Genomic DNA, 17,120 nt, shown 5'->3' with positions numbered 1-17,120 from the left:
GCTACTGGTGGGTGGGCTGCTTTAGGCGAACAGCTTGGCCAGTGCGTCGCCCGGCTCATCAGCGCGCATAAAGGCCTCGCCCACCAGGAAAGCGTGGATGCCGGCATCGCGCAGGGTCTTGACATCGTCCGGGCTGGCAATGCCCGACTCGGTCACCAGCAGGCGGTCTGCAGGCACCTGCTTTTGCAGATCCAGGGTGGTCTGGATGCTGACTTCAAACGTGCGCAGGTTGCGGTTGTTGATACCGATCAGCGGCGTCTTGAGCTTGAGCGCACGCGCCAGCTCGGCGCCGTCATGCACCTCGACCAGCACTGCCATGTCGAGGCTGCGCGCGATCTGCTCCATCTCGGCCATCTGGGCGTCGTCCAGGCAGGCGGCGATCAGCAGCACGCAGTCGGCGCCCATCGCGCGCGATTCATAGATCTGGTAGGGATCGACCATGAAATCCTTGCGCAGCACCGGCAGCAAGGTGCTGGCGCGCGCCTGCTTGAGAAAATCAGGCTCGCCCTGGAAGAACTGTCGGTCCGTCAGCACCGACAGGCAGGCGGCGCTGGTCTTGCCATCGCCCACCATATAGCTCTGGGCAATGTCGGCGGGGTCAAAGTCGGCACGGATCACGCCCTTGCTGGGGCTGGCCTTTTTCACCTCGGCGATCACGGCGGCCTGGCCTTGCGCAATCTTGGCGCGCAGCGCGCCGACAAAGTCACGGGTCAGCACACGGCTTTCGGCGTCGCGGCGCATGGCCTCGAAGGGGATGCGCTTCTTGGCGTCGGCCACTTCGATAAGCTTGGCGTCGCAGATGGTTTTGAGAATATCGGACATAGTTTTCCTAGTGTAGGGCGGCCCGCTCAGGCGGCCAGTTGGCGCGTCAGCGCCACCAAGTCCTGCAGTTTTTGCAGGGCCGCACCGCTGTCGATGGCGGCGCGGGCGCGCTGCAGGCCATCTTCGATCGAACTGGCCACATTGGCCGCATAGAGCGCCGCGCCGGCATTGAGGCAGACGATATCGCGGGCGGGGCCCAGCTCGCCTTGCAAAATACCCATCAGCATGGCCTTGGACTGCTCGGCATTGTCCACGCGGAAGGCGCGGGTACCCACCATCTGGATACCAAAGTCTTCCGGATGGATCTGGTACTCGCGCACCACGCCGTCCTTGAGCTCGCCCACCAGCGTGCTGGCACCCAGGCTGATTTCGTCGAGGCCATCGCGGCCATAGACCACCAGCGCATGCTCGGCGCCCAGGCGCTGCAGCGCACGCACCTGGATACCGACGAGGTCCTCATGGAAGACGCCCATCAGGATATTGGGTGCGCCGGCCGGGTTGGTCAAGGGGCCCAGGATATTGAAGATGGTGCGCACGCCCAGCTCCTTGCGCACCGGGGCCACGTTCTTCATCGCCGGGTGGTGGTTGGGCGCAAACATGAAGCCGATGCCCACCTCGGCAATGCTCTGGGCGATCTGCTCGGGGCTCAGCTGGATATTGACGCCCAGCGCTTCCATCGCATCGGCACTGCCCGATTTGCTGGAGACACTGCGCCCGCCATGCTTGCTGACCTTGCCGCCAGCCGCGGCAATCACAAACACCGAGCAGGTCGAGATGTTGAAGGTATTGGCGCCATCGCCACCGGTGCCGACGATGTCGACCAGGTGCTGGCGATCAGCGACATGCACCTTGTTGGAGAACTCGCGCATCACCTGGGCGGCGGCGCTGATCTCGCCAATGGTTTCCTTCTTGACGCGCAGGCCCGTCAGGATGGCGGCGGTCATCACCGGGGAGAGTTCGCCCTGCATGATGATGCGCATCAGGTGCAGCATCTCGTCGTGGAAGATTTCGCGGTGCTCGATGGTGCGCTGCAGCGCTTCTTGGGGGGTAATCGACATGGAGGTTCTCGCTGTATTTGGGGGAAGGTCAGGCGCCGGGCTTGTCGCTCAGCGCCAGCTTGAGGCCAAAGCCAATGAACATGGCGCCCGCCGCGCGGTCGAGCCAGTGCAGCCGCTGGCGCAGCCAGCCCGCGCGCCGCGCCATGCCAGCGCCCATCCCCACCCAAAGCACATTGACAGGTATGGCGTTGAGGTTGAAAAGCAGGCCCAGCGCGGCAAAGGCCAGACTCTTGTGGGCATAGTCAACGGCGATGAACTGTGGAATAAAGGCCAGAAAGAAGATTGCGACCTTGGGGTTGAGCACATTGGTCCAGAAGCCGCCCCAGAAGATGCGCGCCAGGCTGGTATCGGGCTCAGACAAGCCCGGCTCCGTACCGGCAGGTGCCACCAGCTTGCTATTGCTTTTGCTGCGCAGCATCTGCACGCCCATCCACAGCAGATAGGCCGCGCCCAGCCACTTGAGCACGCCAAAAGCGGTGGCTGATGCCGCCAGCAAAGCACCAACGCCCAGCGCAGCGGCCGCCACATGCACCATGCAGCCGGCGGTGATGCCGGCGCTGGCCACCAGGCCGGCACGCCAGCCCTGGCGCGCCGCATGGCTGAGCATGTAGAACACGTCCGGCCCTGGGGTGAGGTTGAGCAGCCAGCCAGCTGCCATGAACATCAGCAACTGGTGCAGCTCGATCATCAGCGCTGCTCCAGAAAGTTCTTCAGCATCGCGTGGCCATGCTCAGTGAGGATGCTCTCGGGGTGGAACTGCACGCCCTGGATCGGCAGGCTCTTGTGGCGCACGCCCTGGATTTCGCCGTCTTCACTGGTGGCAGTCACCTCCAGGCAATCGGGGCAGCTGCTGCGCTCGATCACCAGCGAGTGGTAACGGTTGACGGTGAACTGCGCAGGCAGATCGGCAAACACGCCCGCTTGCGTGGTCGTGATCACGCTGGTCTTGCCATGCATTTGCTGCACGGCCCGCACCACCTTGCCGCCAAAGGCCGCACCAATGGCCTGGTGGCCCAGGCACACGCCCAAAATCGGCAGCTTGCCGGCAAAGTGCTGGATCGCCTCGATGGAGATACCGGCTTCGGCCGGCGAGCAGGGCCCGGGCGAGATGACCAGCCAATCGGGCTGGTGGGCAGCGATGGCCTCGAGCGAGGTCTCGTCATTGCGCACCACGACGACCTCGACCCCCAACTCACCGAAGTACTGCACGATGTTGTAGGTGAAGCTGTCGTAGTTATCGACCATCAACAGTTTTTTCATCGTCACTCCCGGGGTTTGCCGCCCGCCTGCAGGCGGGCGAGTTCGCGGTGCTCGTAGGCGATGTAGGCCTCCATCATCGCGCGGTAGATGGCCTCGATCACATCGGGCTGGCCGCCTTCGAGTGCTGCGCGTTCACGCACGCGGGCAACGATGGTTTCGATGCGCTCTTCATCGCGCACCAGCTCGGGGTTGTTCTTGACCTTGGCGGCCTGGGTCATGTAGCCGCCGCGCTCCACCAGCAAAGGCACCAGGATGTCGTCGAGCGCATTCACGTTGCGGCGCACATCGGCCATGGTGTTGCAGTCTTGTACTTTGTCGATAGCGCGGGTCATTCCAGTCCTTCCTCAACGAGTTCAGCGGCACGCAACAGTGCGCGTGCCTTGTGTTCAGTCTCTTTCCACTCCAGCTCGGGCACCGAGTCGGCGACCACGCCGGCCGCTGCCTGCACATAGAGCATGCCGTCCTTGATGACCCCGGTGCGGATCGCAATGGCCAGGTCCATGTCGCCGGCAAAGCTCAGGTAACCGCAGGCGCCGCCATAGATGCCGCGCTTGACCGGTTCGAGCTGGTCGATCACCTCCATCGCATGCACCTTGGGCGCGCCCGACAGGGTGCCGGCGGGGAAGGTGGCCTTGAGCACATCCATGCTGGTCATGCCGTCTTTCAAAATGCCCTCGACATTGCTGACGATGTGCATCACATGGCTGTAGCGTTCGACCGCAAAGGCCTCGGTCACCTTGACCGAGCCGGTCTTGGCAATGCGGCCGATATCGTTGCGCGCCAGGTCGATCAGCATCACATGCTCGGCGCGCTCCTTGGGGTCGTTCACCAGCTCCTGCTCGGTGGCCTTGTCTTTCTCTGGCGTGGCCGCACGCGGCCGGGTGCCGGCCAGCGGGCGGATGGTGATCTTCTGCCCTTCTTCCACCTGCTCCTGGCGCACCAGAATCTCGGGGCTGGCCCCCACCACCTGGAAATCGCCAAAGTGGTAGTAGTACATATAGGGGCTGGGGTTGAGCGAGCGCAGCGCGCGGTACAGCGACAGCGGGTTTTCGGTATAGCGCTTCTGGATGCGCTGGCCCACCTGCACCTGCATGAAGTCGCCCGCGGCAATCATCTCCTTGGCGTCGAGCACGGCCTGGAGGTAATCGGCTTTCGCAAAGCTGCGCTCGGAGGGGTAGCTGTCGCCGGCCTTGATCTGCGGCACGCTGACCGAGTAGCGCAGCTGCTCCTTGAGCTGGCGCACGCGCTTTTTGGCCTTGGAATAGGCCTCGGCCTCGGCCGGGTTGGCGTAGACGATCAGGTAGAGCTTGCCCGAGAGGTTGTCGATGACGGCGACCTCTTCGCACTGCAGCAGCAGGATGTCGGGCGTGCCCAGGCTGTCGGGCGGGCAGCTGTTCTCGAGCTTTTTCTCGATGTAGCGCACCGCGTCATAGCCGAAATAGCCGGCCAAGCCGCCGCAAAAGCGCGGCAGGCCGGGCGACAGCGCGACCTTGAAGCGCTTTTGGTAGTCGGCAATGAAATCCAGCGGATTGCCCGCATGGGTCTCGACCACCTGGCCATCGGTCACGATCTCGGTGCGGGCATCGGCGCCAAAGCCGCTGGCGCGCAGCAGGCTGCGGGCGGGCAGGCCGATAAAGCTGTAACGGCCAAAACGCTCGCCGCCAACGACGGATTCGAGCAAAAAGCTGTGCTTGCCATCGTCATGCGTGTGGCAGAGCTTGAGGTACAGGGAGAGAGGGGTTTCCAGATCCGCAAACGCTTCTGCGACGAGAGGAATGCGGTTGTAGCCTTGGTTGGCCAGACTTTTGAATTCGAGTTCGGTGATCACGAAGAACCATCCCCAGCTTGAGCAGCGCACGCTGGATGTGTGCGTATCGTGCGCTGCAGTTCATCTTTGGTGGACTGGTCTTGCAACCAGCCCTCGGGCGCACGCTGGGGCGTGTTACCCAGCGGCAGTCAAACAGTCATAGATACAGGCTTACGCCAGGGCCAAGCTCCCCGGTCGGAACGACCTGTAATGACTGCATGATGGATGAACATGGCGCCTAGTGTAGCAAACGAATCCGCAAACGACGGTGTAAAAACCAGAAAACCGGGGATTAACCAGAAAACGGAGGATTTCAGCGCGGCAAGCCCGCAGTTGCCCCGCCGCTGGCCTGCAGACTGCCTCGCTGCAGCCGCTGGTGCTGGCAGCGCGTGGGCTGCAACGCGCCCACCAAGGTATCGACGACCTGCTGCGCCTTGGCCGAGTTATCGCCGGAGAAATTGCAGACATAGACATCGAGCGTGACATGGCCCAGCTCCGGCCAGGTGTGGATCGCCACATGCGACTCGGCCAGCAGCACCACGCCAGTGACGCCGCCGGGCTGGCCGTTGTGGCTGGGAAACGGCACCCAGCTGTCATGCATGCGCGTCAACCCCGCATCGGCCACCGCCTGGTTGCACAGCGCAGCGAGCGCCTGCGCATCGACCAGCCAGGCCGCAGGGCACTGGCAGTCATACAGGTCGGCGGTCAGGTGCAGCCCGTCCACGTCTTGCTCTTCTCAATACCGGTCTGGGCGGCGCGGCGCCTCAGGCCTGCAGCTCGCTGAGCGCATCGACATAGCCGGTCGCCGCCACCTGGCGGATCGGCTGGCCATGGTTATAGCCATAGCTCACCAGTACCACCGGGCAGCCTGCGTTGTGCGCCGCCTCGGCGTCGTTGCTGCTGTCACCCACCATCAAGGTCAGTGCCGGCTTGCTGCCCAGCGCCTCGCAGGTCTTGAGCAGCGGCAGCGGATCGGGCTTCTTGCGCTCAAAGGAATCGCCGCCAAACACATGGTCAAAATAGTCGCGCAGCCCCTTGGCGCGCAGCAGCGGCTCGGCAAAGGACAGCGGCTTGTTGGTCAGGCAGGCCATCTTCAGCCCCTTGGCGCGCCATTGCGCCAGCCCCTTCTCCACCCCGTCATACACGCGGGAGAAGCGGCCATTGATGGTCAGGTAGTGGTGCTGGTAGCGCTCCCAGGCCTGCGCATAGCGGTTGTCGATCTCGGTGGCCGGCACCGGCTGGCCGACCAGTGGGTGCACCTGGGCCAGCACATGGGTCAACACCGCCCGCAGCAAATGCTCCGAGCCCTTGCCCACCATGGGCTCAATGGTCTGCACATCAATCGCCGGCAGCTGCAGATCGGCCAGCATGCGGTTGAGCGCCTCCACAAAGTCCCCCATGGTGTCGACCATGGTGCCGTCGAGGTCGACGATGACGGCTTCGCAGCGCTGCAGGGTTTTGTTCACTTCAGTCATTAGAGATTCTTTCGGGCCCAGCCGGTGATTGTGCCGCAGATCATCCAGTGCCTCAGTTCCCGGTGGCCATGCATCTGCGGCCAATGCCGCTCATCGCCTCTGCCCTTCCGCTCGTCGCCCGTGTCCGCTTATTAGCAAAGTATTACCTATGATTCATTTCATGAAACATGGGCAATGGTCACTGCTGCGTCGGACATCCGGCTTTACCGCCATCGAGCTTTTGGTGGTGATCGCCATTGTGGCGATTCTCGCTTCGCTGGCTCTGCCCAGCTTTAAGGGCTTAACCGAACGCTGGCGTGTCCGCAGCGCAGTAGAAGATCTGCAGTCCACCCTGTACTACGCCCGTTCAGAGGCCATCCGGCGCGCGGGCAATGTGGTCATTGTCAAAAAGGCCGATGGCGATGGCTGCACCAATGCTGGAAGCGACGCGCAATGGGGCTGCGGCTGGTTGGTGTTTGTCGATACCAACCGCGATGGCGCCCAGAGCGGCACTTCAGAAATCACACTGCAGCAAACCAGTGCGCCGAAACGCACCGAAGTGGAGATCAGCAGTGCGGGCACCACCATGAACGCCATGATCAGTGTCGACCGCTGGGGACATTTCAGCAATAACACTGCACAGACCTTCGTCTTTCGGGCTTGGCCGCAAGGATCGAGTAGCAGCGACTCCGCAGCCTCCGCGCTTTGTATCCAGCCCGGTGGCTTGATCAAACGTCTGAACTCAGGCGCCGCAGATTGTCCTTGACTATGCAATGCCCATCGATACGCAGCCCACGGTCTCCCATGACAAGCCCAGATACAGAAAGAAGTCCTATGCGCAGATTGACGAGAATCTCTGCAATGCAGCGCAGCCAGCGCGGCATCAGCTTGCTGGAGTCACTGATCGCCCTGGTGGTCGCCGCCCTCGGCATCTTGGGCATCGTGGGCGTGCAGTTGCGCACCCTCAGCGACACGCAAACCAGCGTGCGCCGAGAGCAGGCGATCAGGCTCATCGAAGACCTGAGTGAGCGCATGAAGGTCAATCCCAATGCGATGGCCAATATGAGCAGCTATCTCAGCGATTGGGACGATACACCCAGCCCCAGCAAAATTTGCAGCACCGTTGTTTGCACGGGGGCGGAACTCGCCGTCTACGATGTTTCTCAGTGGAAAGCATTTGTCAGCAGAGCATTGCCATTGGGCGATGCCAATCTCTTCACGTCCGCAGGCGAAGATGTCGCCGCCAACCGCCGTCAGTTAGGCGTGATGATCCGGTGGCGAGAAAACGAGAGAAAAGGGGCCGACAGCGACTACCGCTCCGCCATCAATGCCGCTGCGGACAGCGGCGCGGCCGTGAGCTGCGGCGAAGGCTACACCTGCCACCTGCAGTACATCCCCGTCAGTGCCCGCTGCGCCCCCTACAAGGGCACCAGCACTGCCCGTTTTTTCTGCCCAGGGATTTGATATGCGTACCAAAATTACAAAGGGCTTGAACAGCGTGCCTGCAGCGAATCTGGGCCACTCCCTCCAACCAAGGCACCAAAGCGGCATCACTCTGGTTGAGCTGATGGTCGGCGTCGCCATCGGTTTGATGGTTGTCGCCGTCGCAGGCGGCGCGCTGATGGTTTCGCGCAGCACTTCAGGGACCGTCAGCGATGCCAGCCAGTTGCAGCAACAAGCTGGATATGCCTTTCGCGTCATTGGACAACAACTGAGGCAGTCGGGCTCGCTTTACCTCAACCTCAATGCCACCAAGAATGCTAGCACCGACATTGACCGGTATGCGCTACCGGTGGCTTTCGAGACCAAGGCCATCTCATCAGAACCGGACCGGAATTTTTCCCCCGCCACTGACACCATCAACGGCACAGACACCACGCTCACCGTCGGTTACCGACGCTACAAGGAACCGGTGTACCCACTCAGCGACACATCCCTCGCGACGCAGTCGCTGTCCCGGGATTGCCAAGGCGGCCCCCAGGACCTGGACACGGCGGACAACAACAGCTTTATGCGTATTTCCAGCGCATTCGCACTCAACACCAACAACCTGGTCTGCACGGGAACGTCAGGTTTATCCCAGCCGGTGATTGGCAACGTCGCCAACTTCAGAATCCGCTATCTGCGTATGACCGACATCGCCAGCGGCGCGCCAAAAATCCAGTACGTCAATGCAGCTGGAGTCGGTACCAACTGGGGACAAGTCACCGGTGTGGAAGTCTGCATCGTGCTTTATGGCACCGAGCGCATGAACCTGCCCTCCACGTCCAGCTATACCGACTGCGACGGCACCACCGAGGTTGACTACGCCAGTGCCGACGCCACCGATATGAGCGGCAGCGCCATCGGCGCAGATCGCGCCCAACGCCTGCACATGGTGTTTCGCAGCGTCTACCAATTGCGCAGCCAGGGGCTGATCGGCAATGTGCTGTAACCCGAACCAAGAGCCCTAACCATGCAAGGCAGATTCTTCATTCGCGACCAACGCCCACCACTCAGCCAGCAACGCGGCGTAGCGCTGTTCGTCGTCATCATCTTTGTCATGCTGTCGATGCTGCTGGCCCTGTGGTCGGCTCGTACCTCTTTGTTTGGGGAGATGTTGGTCAGCAATGATGCAGATTACCAGCGTGCCTTCGAGGCCGGACAAGCGCTGCTGCAGGATGCCGAGCTGGACATCCGCAACGAGAATGCTGACGGATCGGTGTGCAGCGGCACTGGCGATGTCTGCCGTCAGAGCACCGCAGACCAGATTCCGCTGGAAGCGCCCTCCGTCGGCAAGCTGCTGGCAACGCTGGACAGCCAAACCTACAAGTGCCGCAACGGCCTGTGCACCAAGCGCCAGGGCAACCAGGATTTCTGGAACAACAGCGATGCCGATCGCGGCGTCACCTTGGCGCAGATGACCAGCACCCCCACCGGCGGTGCTCCCGTCGGTGCGCGTTATGGCCAGTACACCGGAGCGAAGCTGGGCAATGCCAGCAACCCGGCCAACCCCATTCTTGCAGACCGCAGTGCTGCCAACCGCGGCGGCTGGTACTGGATTGAGGTGCTGCCCTATGACGAAAGCAGCAAGAACTCGAACCTGATCGTGGCCGAAGACAGTGCCGGCAACAGCATGGTGGCCAATAACTTTTTGGCGCTGAATATGATTCCGAATGTGGTTTATCGCATCACCAGCCTTGCACATGGCCGCAAGCCCAATACCCAGGTCGTTTTACAGCAGACCTATGCCCGGCAGCGGCTCAAGGACTGAGTCTGTGGCGCTGGATCTTTCACGCTTTACCAGCCACATGCAGGCCTAGTGCCGGGACTGGCTAAAACCCATTATTCGCAGTATTGACAGGAGGCGCTGTGGCTCATAACAACACCCCCCATTTCCGCAAACATCTGCTGGCCTTGGCGGCCTGCGCGGCTTTGCTACCGCAGGGCAGCTGGGCACTGGACCTGGCCAGCGGACCGCCGGGCACCAAAGAGCCCTATGTGGCCCCCAACATCATCATCTCGATCGATGACTCAGGGAGTATGCAATACCGCCTGGACCGCGAAAACCAAAGCGGCGCGAGCAACACCCAGGTGCCAAATGCCGATGGTTCTTGGCCATCGTCAGCCCGGCGTATTAATGTGCTTAAGTACGCCCTTATCGGAAATGGTGGCAGCGGCGGCGTGCTTCGCGATACCTCACTGCTGCCAGACGGCAAGGTGCGCATGTCTTGGCAGGCCATGTGGAACAACGGCAATGCCTCAGGTGCAGGCAGCGTCGACAGCACCTCGATGAACACCAACTCGATGCGGGTCCTCAATACCAGCCACCGCAACAACTTGATCAGTTTTGTCAACGGCCTCAGCGCCGTGAACGGCACACCCTCACACAAGATGTTCTCGCAGGCTGATGCCTACATGCGACGCCCGCTCTCGACGAACAGCCCCTGGGCGTCGGTCCCTGGAACGACAGGATCGCCTTATCTGGGCTGCCGCCGCAGCTACCACATCATCATGACGGATGGCCGCTGGAACAGTGGAGCCTCCAAACCCAGCCAAACGGACAACGCCACGAACCTAACCTTACCAGATGGTACCGTCTACGGTGGCACCACGGCCGCCGCCCGCGCCAAGAGTGCACTGTACCGCGATGCATTTGACAATACGCTGGCGGACTGGGCCTTCTATAGCTGGGCCGTGCCACCGCACACCACCGGCTGGACTGGCACGATGCAGCCCACGGCTGACTACCGCAAAGCGCCGGCCACCGAAACCTTCACCAGCGGGACCACCACTGGCACGCTGGACCGCTACTGGAACCCTCGCTACAACCCGGCCACCTGGCCGCATATGGTGACCTACACCATCGGTTTCAGTGCGCTGTCCTACACATGGAAGCAGAACTACAGCGACGCAAAGTACAACATCAGCGCTTCATCCAGCATGGTGCCTTTTGGCTATGACGGCAGCTTTCCCGCGCTGGTCAATGGCACCAAGACCTGGCCCGACATGAATGGTGGTGGTGAAGATGTTCGTGCATTGGACCTGTGGCACTCAGCCATCAATGGGCGGGGCCGCTTCTATGCAGTAGAAAAAGGCGAGGATCTGGAGAAGGCCTTCCGCGAGATCTTTGGCCAGATCAACACCCAGACAGATGCCGACCTGACCTCCTCGGTCAGCAGCGGATCGAACGCGGCGCGCTACGATGTGGCCACCTTCACTGCGGGCTACCAACCCGACTCCAACTGGAAAGGCTATGTCGCAGCCAGAACCGTGAACAAGAGCGGCACCAGCACGCCAGCATGGGAGAACAAAACCACCGCCGACTTGCTGGATGCCCGCACCGGTGTGACTGATCGACTGGTCCTTGGTTGGAGTGACCAGTGGGTGACCAAAACCGGCACGACCTCAGGCGACAAAGGTGGTGTGCAGTTCAAGTGGGCCAGCGACCAGACTTACCTGAGCACCGCGCAGAAGGCCAAGATTGGCCTAGCCAGTGCCACCCCTATTTCCACCAGTGGCGAGAGCATTGTGAACTTCATCCGAGGCGATCGCACGCTGGAAGGCTCGGACACCACCGGCTACACCACCGCAAAGCCCTTCCGCGAGCGCAAGAGCCGCCAAGGTGACATCATCAACTCCGGCGTCTGGTACACCGGCGCGCCGTCCGGTACCTACGCACTCCAAGGCTACAGCAGCTTTGTGCAAGCCCAGAAGAATCGCGTTCCTATGGTCTATGTCGGCGGCAATGACGGCATGTTGCATGGTTTCTCAGCCACCGATGGCTCTGAAAAACTGGCCTACGTCCCCAATGGCGCCTTGTCAACGATTAAGAACCTAGCTGGCTCCGGCTATACCCACCAGTACTATGTCGATGGCTCCCCCATGACGGGCGATGTGGAGCTTGGCGGCGTCAAGGAAACCACTCCTGGCACCGAAGCCTATATTGCCGACTGGCGAACCTTGTTGGTGGGCACCATGGGCGCTGGCGGCAAAGGCTACTTTGTGCTGGATGTCACCAACCCGGCGGCTGGCAGCACCTCTAGCGCACCCAGCTTTGCGGCAGCCAATGCCAACACCCTGGTGCGCCTGGACCGGACTCGCGGCGTAGCAGACGCTTTGGATTGCACCGCGCTGACGGGCACTCAGCGCACCGCCTGTATTGCTACCGCTAGCGAGAACAACGACATCGGTCACATAACTGCCAAGCCGGTGATGGACGAAACTGACTTTCTGCGTACCACACAGATCACGCGGATGAACAATGGCCGCTGGGCCGTGGTGATGGGCAATGGCTACAACAGCACCAACCAACGCCCCGTTCTGCTGATTCAGTACCTGGACAAGGGCCAGGAACTGGTACGCCTGCCAGTCACCAGCCAGGCGGCTGGCACCGGCTATGCCATTGACAATGGCCTGTCCGCTCCGCGCCTGATAGACCTAAATGGCGATGGACGGGTAGACATCGCCTACGCCGGCGACAACCAGGGCAACCTCTGGAAATTTGACCTCACCAGTGACGTCGCCAGCGAGTGGAATGTGGCCTTTAGCAGTACGCCGCTGTTCACCGCACGCGGTCCTTCGGCCCTCAGCTCCTCATCGCGCAGCAATGTGCAGCCGATCACTGTTGCACCGACCGCTCGCGCGAACGATCGGGTCAAGGAAGTGACGCAAACAGACGGTACCAAGAAATCTGTACCCGTGGGCGGCATGATGGTGGCATTTGGTACCGGCCGTAATGTGAGCCGAACCGACCCCAGTGATGTTCTGGTGCAAAGCATTTATTCCGTGCTGGACAATACACGCTACCGTGTCCGAAAAACCGAAGGTTCCAGCCAATGGTTGGAAGTACACCCCGGCAAGGCTTGTACATCGTCTGCACCTGCAGAATGTTTGACTGTCCCTGCACCTGCCGCTTTGGGAACGGGGGTGGCTACTGCTGGCCTGGCCAAGCGGGAAATCGCCGAGCTGACGATTGCTGGAGGCGTAGGCGGCCGGGTGGACGAAGTGGACACGCTCGACAAGACCACCTGGGGTACGACCTACAACGGTTGGTACATGGACCTGCCAGCGGTGGGCGAGCGCGCGCTCAAGAACCTGGAGCTGTATGACAACACCAATATCCTGGTTGCCTACACCCAGGTGCCGGCCAAAGGCCTGGATGTGGATGTCACCCGCGAAAGCTGCGACTCCACGTCGGTGGATACCGAACGCCAGTACCGCACCATGCTCAATATCATGGACGGCAAAAAGCCCAGCATCCAGCTGATCAACCTGGGCAGCAATACCTCATTCGGCGCGACGGAAAACGGCAATGCTTCGCGTGCACAGGTTGACAAAGGCTCGCACTCGCAGGTCGCCGCATCGGAGACGCAGATGCTCGATATCAGCACCTGTACCGGCGACCGCTGCATCAACAATATGGAGGCACTGCTGCGCATGCCTGAACAAACTTTGCGCCCCAGCTGGCGCCAGCTGCAGTAAGAAGGAACAGCAATGAATCCAAGAACCGTGACGAAGCTACGCGGCTTCACACTGATCGAGTTGATGATCGTGGTCGCCGTGGTGGGCATCCTGACGGCGATCGCGCTGCCCAGTTATAACGAGTACATCCGTCGTGGTCACCGCGCCGACGCGCGTGCCACCCTGCTGCAGGCGGCGCAGTGGATGGAGCGTGCGGCTACTGCCAACGGTACCTACCCAACGAGTCTTCCTAGTAGCATGACCTCCATGGCCTCCGGCCGCTATGCGATCAGCCTGGACTCCGATGGCGCAACCTTTACGCTGACAGCCACGGCCCAAAATGCCCAGGAACATGACAAGTGTGGCAACTACACGCTGACCAATACTGGTCTGCAGGGAGCCAACGGAAAAACGGAAGGTGCCTCCGGCTACGACAGTAGCTGCTGGAGCAAATAAATCGAGCATCCGTCAACCAATGCAAAAAGGCTCCTGCAACCCATTGCCGGAGCCTTTTTTTACCGCCCATCCTCAGGGCAAAACCATCACCCCAACGCCCCCCGCATCTGCTCAATCACCCCCTTGTACTCAGGCTTGCCAAAAATCGCGCTACCCGCCACAAAGGTGTCCGCACCCGCATCCGCCACGCGGCGGATATTGGTTTCCTTAATGCCGCCGTCGACCTCCAGGCGGATGTCCTTGCCGCTGGCGTCGATGCGCTTGCGCGTCGCTTCGATCTTGCGCAGGGTCGAGTCGATGAAGCTTTGGCCGCCAAAACCGGGGTTGACGCTCATCAGCAAGACCAGGTCGATGTCCTCGATCACCCAGTCCAGCACGTCGAGCGGCATCGCCGGATTGAACACCAGACCGGCCTTGCAGCCCTGCGCCTTGATGGCCTGGATGCTGCGGTGTACATGGGCCGAAGCATCGGGGTGGAAGCTGATATAGTCGGCGCCTGCCTGGGCAAAGGCGGCGGCCAGCTCGTCCACCGGCTGCACCATCAGGTGCACATCGATGGGTGCCGGCGTACCGTCGGGCTTGATCGCATGGGGCTTCAAGGCTGCGCAAACCATCGGCCCAAAGGTCAGATTGGGCACATAATGGTTGTCCATGACGTCAAAATGTATCCAGTCCGCGCCGGCGGCCAGTACGTTGCGCACTTCCTCGCCCAGGCGGGCAAAGTCTGCGGACAGGATTGAGGGGGCAATTCGGTAGGTGGAGCTCATCCCTCTATTGTCGCAGTTAGTATTTCTACCTGACTTCAATCCAGTTTCACATGCCAAAGTTCCAGTTTGAGGTGTCGGTGACACCACAGTACCTGCCCGAGCAGTCCCTGCCCGAGGCCGGCGTATTCCACTTTGTCTATAGCATCATCATTCGCAACAGTGGTGAGGTTCCCGCGCAGCTGATCGCGCGGCACTGGATCATCAAGGACGCCACCGGTCTGGTCCAGGAAGTCAAAGGCCTGGGCGTGGTGGGCCACCAGCCGCTGCTCGCGCCTGGAGAATCCTTCGAGTACCAGAGCCAGTGCCGCCTGGCCACGCCGCAAGGCAGTATGGAAGGCAGCTACCTGTGCATCAGCGATGAGGCCCAGACCTTTGACTGCCCGATTCCGCGCTTCACGCTCGACGCCACCCAGTACCCCGCCCAAGACGACGACCTGGCGCAAGGACGAGTGCTGCATTGATGTTCCGCAAGAAGAAACCTGATCCGCTGGCGCAGTTGCTCGCAGCGCTCGACCCCGATGCACCGCTGGCCGAGCGCAACCTTTGGATCATCGAGATCGCCGCCTGGATTCGCGGCCAGCAAAACTCGGTCGACGCGGCCGTGGCCCGCGTCAGCCAACTGCTGGACGCCATTGAGGGCGATGTCGCGCTGCGGGACAAAGTGCAGCGCTGGTGGGCCGTGCAACTGCAGACGGTGGACCTCACCGCGCTGCTGGCCGATTTTGGCTTTGCGCCCCGCACCGCCTTCTTCAACGAGATGGCCGAGCGCCTGCGCTGGAAGCTGCTGCCCTCTACGCCCGAGACGATCGACGCCACCGTGCTGTTTTCGATGGTCTTGCACACGCCTTTTGATGCCCAGTGGCTCAAGGCCATGGACAAGCCCTTGCTCGAGCGCATTGCCCAGCTGCTGTCGCCCGGCTTTGTGTCACTGGAGGTGATGGTCGTCCCCACGCAGATTGCGCAAAGCGATGTCGATGCCGGCAGCATTGCCGGGCTGGAGCACTACGGCAACCGCCTCTCGCCCTGGCAGCATCTGGTGCTCAACGCGATCACCTATTGCGCCGGCCAGATTCTGGCGGCCGGCTTTGCGCCTGAGCTGCGCCTGCGCATGAGCGGCAGCGCCAAAAACACCCAGCCTTTCTACAGCCTGATCAGCGGCGTCGAAGAGCTGCGCCGCGCGATGCTGCACCCCAGCCCCAAGGCCGCCGAAGTGCTGGAGGCCGAAGAGAATGTACGCCGCAGCCTGGACGAATGCCGCACCGCCGTAGCCTCGATCTACGAACACTTTGAAGACAATGGCGTCTCGGTCGGGGTCGTCTTCCGGCTGCGCCAGCTGCGCATGCGCATCTTGCGCGTGCGCGAGCTGCTCGACTGCCTGCTGTCGGCCAACCCCAAGGTCATCACCGCCAAGCTGCTGGCCCACCTGGTGGCCGTGGGCCTGGAGCGCCAGAGCATCCGCGCGCTGATCTCGTCCAACTCGTCGCTGCTGGCCTCCAAGGTGGCCGAGCGCAGCGCCGAGACCGGTGAGCATTACATCACGCGCGACAAGCGCGAGTACGCGCAGATGGCGCGCAAGGCGGCCGGTGGCGGCCTGGTGATGGCCTTCACCACCTTGATCAAGTTCGCACTGCATGCGGTGGCCATCTCCGCGTTCTGGGGCGGCTTCATTGCCGGCATCAACTACGCGATCAGCTTTGTGCTGATCCAGCTGCTGCATTTCACCGTCGCCACCAAGCAACCAGCGATGACGGCCCCGGCGATGGCCGCCAAGCTCAAGGAATCGGGCGATACCGAGGCGGGCATGGCCTCCTTTGTCGACGAGGTCAGCTACCTGGTGCGCTCCCAGGTGGCCGCCGTGCTGGGCAATGTGTTCACTGTCTTCCCGATGGTGCTGCTGCTCACCTGGGGCTGGGCGCGAGCCACTGGCGCGCCCTTTATCGACCAGCACGAGGCCGAGCAGACGCTGAAGTCATTGACCCTGCTGGGCCCCTCGGTGTTCTATGCCGCGTTCACCGGGGTGCTGCTGTTCTCCTCGAGCATCATCGCCGGCTGGACCGAAAACTGGTTTGTGCTGCACCATATGGATTCGGCCATCCGCTACAACCCGCGCATCACCGGCTTTTTGGGCAAGGCGCGCGCTGCGCGCTGGGCGGGCTTCATGCGCCGCCATATCTCCGGCTTTGCCTCGAATATTTCGCTGGGTTTCATGCTGGGGCTGATCCCGGTGGTGGCACAGTTCTTTGGCCTGCCCATCGATATCCGCCACGTGACCCTCGCTGCCGGCCAGATCGCCGCAGCCGCGACCAGCATGGGTTTTGAAGTGCTGCACTTCCACGGCTTCTGGCTCTGCGTGGTGGCCCTGCCCTTGCTGGGCGGCTTCAACATTCTGGTGAGCTTCTACCTGGCGTTCCGCCTGGCCCTGCGCGCGCAAAACGTCAGCAATGTCGAGCGCTCGCACATCTACAAGGCGCTCATCAAGCGGGTGCTGACGCGGCCACTGAGCTTTTTGCTACCGCTGCGCCTGAACCGCAACGCTAGCCCGGGAGGCCGCTGA

The 17,120-nt window shown here is 61.7% G+C and carries 17 protein-coding genes; 8 read left to right on the top strand and 9 right to left on the bottom strand.

The genetic code is table 11. From position 1 onward, the window contains the following. Positions 1-21 precede the first annotated feature (21 nt). The 8 genes from trpC to gph form a co-directional block, all read right to left on the bottom strand. Complete coding sequence (trpC, locus tag ACPEE1_RS03870; RefSeq protein ID WP_182343768.1) at positions 22-822, bottom strand: indole-3-glycerol phosphate synthase TrpC; 801 nt, start codon at positions 820-822, stop codon at positions 22-24. A 26-nt stretch (positions 823-848) separates the two neighbouring features. Further along, complete coding sequence (trpD, locus tag ACPEE1_RS03865) at positions 849-1,880, bottom strand: anthranilate phosphoribosyltransferase (RefSeq protein WP_116926293.1); 1,032 nt, start codon at positions 1,878-1,880, stop codon at positions 849-851. Positions 1,881-1,908: 28 nt separating this feature from the next. Next, the gene (locus ACPEE1_RS03860; protein ID WP_182343770.1) at positions 1,909-2,568 is read right to left on the bottom strand and encodes a LysE family translocator; all 660 of its coding nucleotides are present in this window, start codon (positions 2,566-2,568) and stop codon (positions 1,909-1,911) included. Next, a complete protein-coding gene (locus tag ACPEE1_RS03855) occupies positions 2,568-3,140 on the bottom strand; it encodes an anthranilate synthase component II (protein ID WP_116926291.1) in 573 nt (190 codons plus the stop codon). Before ACPEE1_RS03855 ends, ACPEE1_RS03860 begins: the two co-directional genes overlap by 1 nt. Positions 3,141-3,142: 2 nt before the next feature. Beyond that, positions 3,143-3,472, bottom strand: a complete 330-nt coding sequence (locus ACPEE1_RS03850; protein ID WP_423935261.1) for a chorismate mutase — start codon at positions 3,470-3,472, stop codon at positions 3,143-3,145. Continuing rightward, complete coding sequence (gene trpE / locus ACPEE1_RS03845) at positions 3,469-4,968, bottom strand: anthranilate synthase component I (RefSeq protein ID WP_423935259.1); 1,500 nt, start codon at positions 4,966-4,968, stop codon at positions 3,469-3,471. The genes ACPEE1_RS03850 and trpE overlap by 4 nt, the downstream gene beginning before the upstream one ends. A gap of 292 nt (positions 4,969-5,260) precedes the next feature. Continuing rightward, positions 5,261-5,671, bottom strand: a complete 411-nt coding sequence (gene speD / locus ACPEE1_RS03840; RefSeq protein WP_423935257.1) for an adenosylmethionine decarboxylase — start codon at positions 5,669-5,671, stop codon at positions 5,261-5,263. A 40-nt stretch (positions 5,672-5,711) separates the two neighbouring features. Further along, positions 5,712-6,422, bottom strand: a complete 711-nt coding sequence (gene gph, locus ACPEE1_RS03835; RefSeq protein WP_423935255.1) for a phosphoglycolate phosphatase — start codon at positions 6,420-6,422, stop codon at positions 5,712-5,714. A gap of 148 nt (positions 6,423-6,570) precedes the next feature. Here gph and ACPEE1_RS03830 point away from each other — a divergent pair, with 148 nt between their 5' ends. The 6 genes from ACPEE1_RS03830 (at position 6,571) to ACPEE1_RS03805 (ending at position 13,799) form a co-directional block, all read left to right on the top strand. Further along, positions 6,571-7,167 carry a GspH/FimT family pseudopilin gene (locus ACPEE1_RS03830; RefSeq protein ID WP_269780252.1) on the top strand — a complete coding sequence of 199 codons (597 nt, stop codon included), beginning with the start codon at positions 6,571-6,573 and terminating at the stop codon, positions 7,165-7,167. 95 nt (positions 7,168-7,262) lie between these two features. Continuing rightward, positions 7,263-7,865, top strand: a complete 603-nt coding sequence (gene pilV / locus ACPEE1_RS03825) for a type IV pilus modification protein PilV (RefSeq protein WP_182343776.1) — start codon at positions 7,263-7,265, stop codon at positions 7,863-7,865. 1 nt (position 7,866) lies between these two features. After that, positions 7,867-8,835 carry a PilW family protein gene (locus ACPEE1_RS03820; RefSeq protein WP_182343778.1) on the top strand — a complete coding sequence of 323 codons (969 nt, stop codon included), beginning with the start codon at positions 7,867-7,869 and terminating at the stop codon, positions 8,833-8,835. Between the two features lie 21 nt (positions 8,836-8,856). Then, positions 8,857-9,654 carry a pilus assembly PilX family protein gene (locus ACPEE1_RS03815; RefSeq protein WP_182343780.1) on the top strand — a complete coding sequence of 266 codons (798 nt, stop codon included), beginning with the start codon at positions 8,857-8,859 and terminating at the stop codon, positions 9,652-9,654. A 98-nt stretch (positions 9,655-9,752) separates the two neighbouring features. Beyond that, positions 9,753-13,364: a pilus assembly protein gene (locus tag ACPEE1_RS03810; protein WP_182343782.1), complete on the top strand. Its 3,612-nt coding sequence runs from the start codon at positions 9,753-9,755 to the stop codon at positions 13,362-13,364. 12 nt (positions 13,365-13,376) lie between these two features. After that, entirely contained in the window at positions 13,377-13,799 is a 423-nt protein-coding gene (locus ACPEE1_RS03805) for a type IV pilin protein (RefSeq protein WP_313900064.1), read from the top strand. A gap of 86 nt (positions 13,800-13,885) precedes the next feature. On the opposite strand, the gene rpe is transcribed toward ACPEE1_RS03805, so the two are convergent. After that, positions 13,886-14,566, bottom strand: a complete 681-nt coding sequence (gene rpe, locus ACPEE1_RS03800; protein WP_423935252.1) for a ribulose-phosphate 3-epimerase — start codon at positions 14,564-14,566, stop codon at positions 13,886-13,888. A gap of 50 nt (positions 14,567-14,616) precedes the next feature. Between rpe and apaG the strand changes: the two genes are divergently transcribed. Both apaG and ACPEE1_RS03790 read left to right on the top strand, forming a co-directional pair. Continuing rightward, positions 14,617-15,027, top strand: coding sequence for a Co2+/Mg2+ efflux protein ApaG (gene apaG / locus ACPEE1_RS03795; protein WP_021025695.1), 411 nt, complete (start codon positions 14,617-14,619; stop codon positions 15,025-15,027). Continuing rightward, positions 15,027-17,120 carry a site-specific recombinase gene (locus ACPEE1_RS03790; protein ID WP_423935250.1) on the top strand — a complete coding sequence of 698 codons (2,094 nt, stop codon included), beginning with the start codon at positions 15,027-15,029 and terminating at the stop codon, positions 17,118-17,120. The genes apaG and ACPEE1_RS03790 overlap by 1 nt, the downstream gene beginning before the upstream one ends.

Origin of the sequence: Comamonas sp. 23, from assembly GCF_049601575.1 — a bacterium.
GTDB classification, from domain to species: domain Bacteria; phylum Pseudomonadota; class Gammaproteobacteria; order Burkholderiales; family Burkholderiaceae_C; genus Comamonas; species Comamonas squillarum.
Note: the sequence above shows the minus strand (reverse complement) of the source record. Positions and strands in the feature narration are given on the sequence as shown.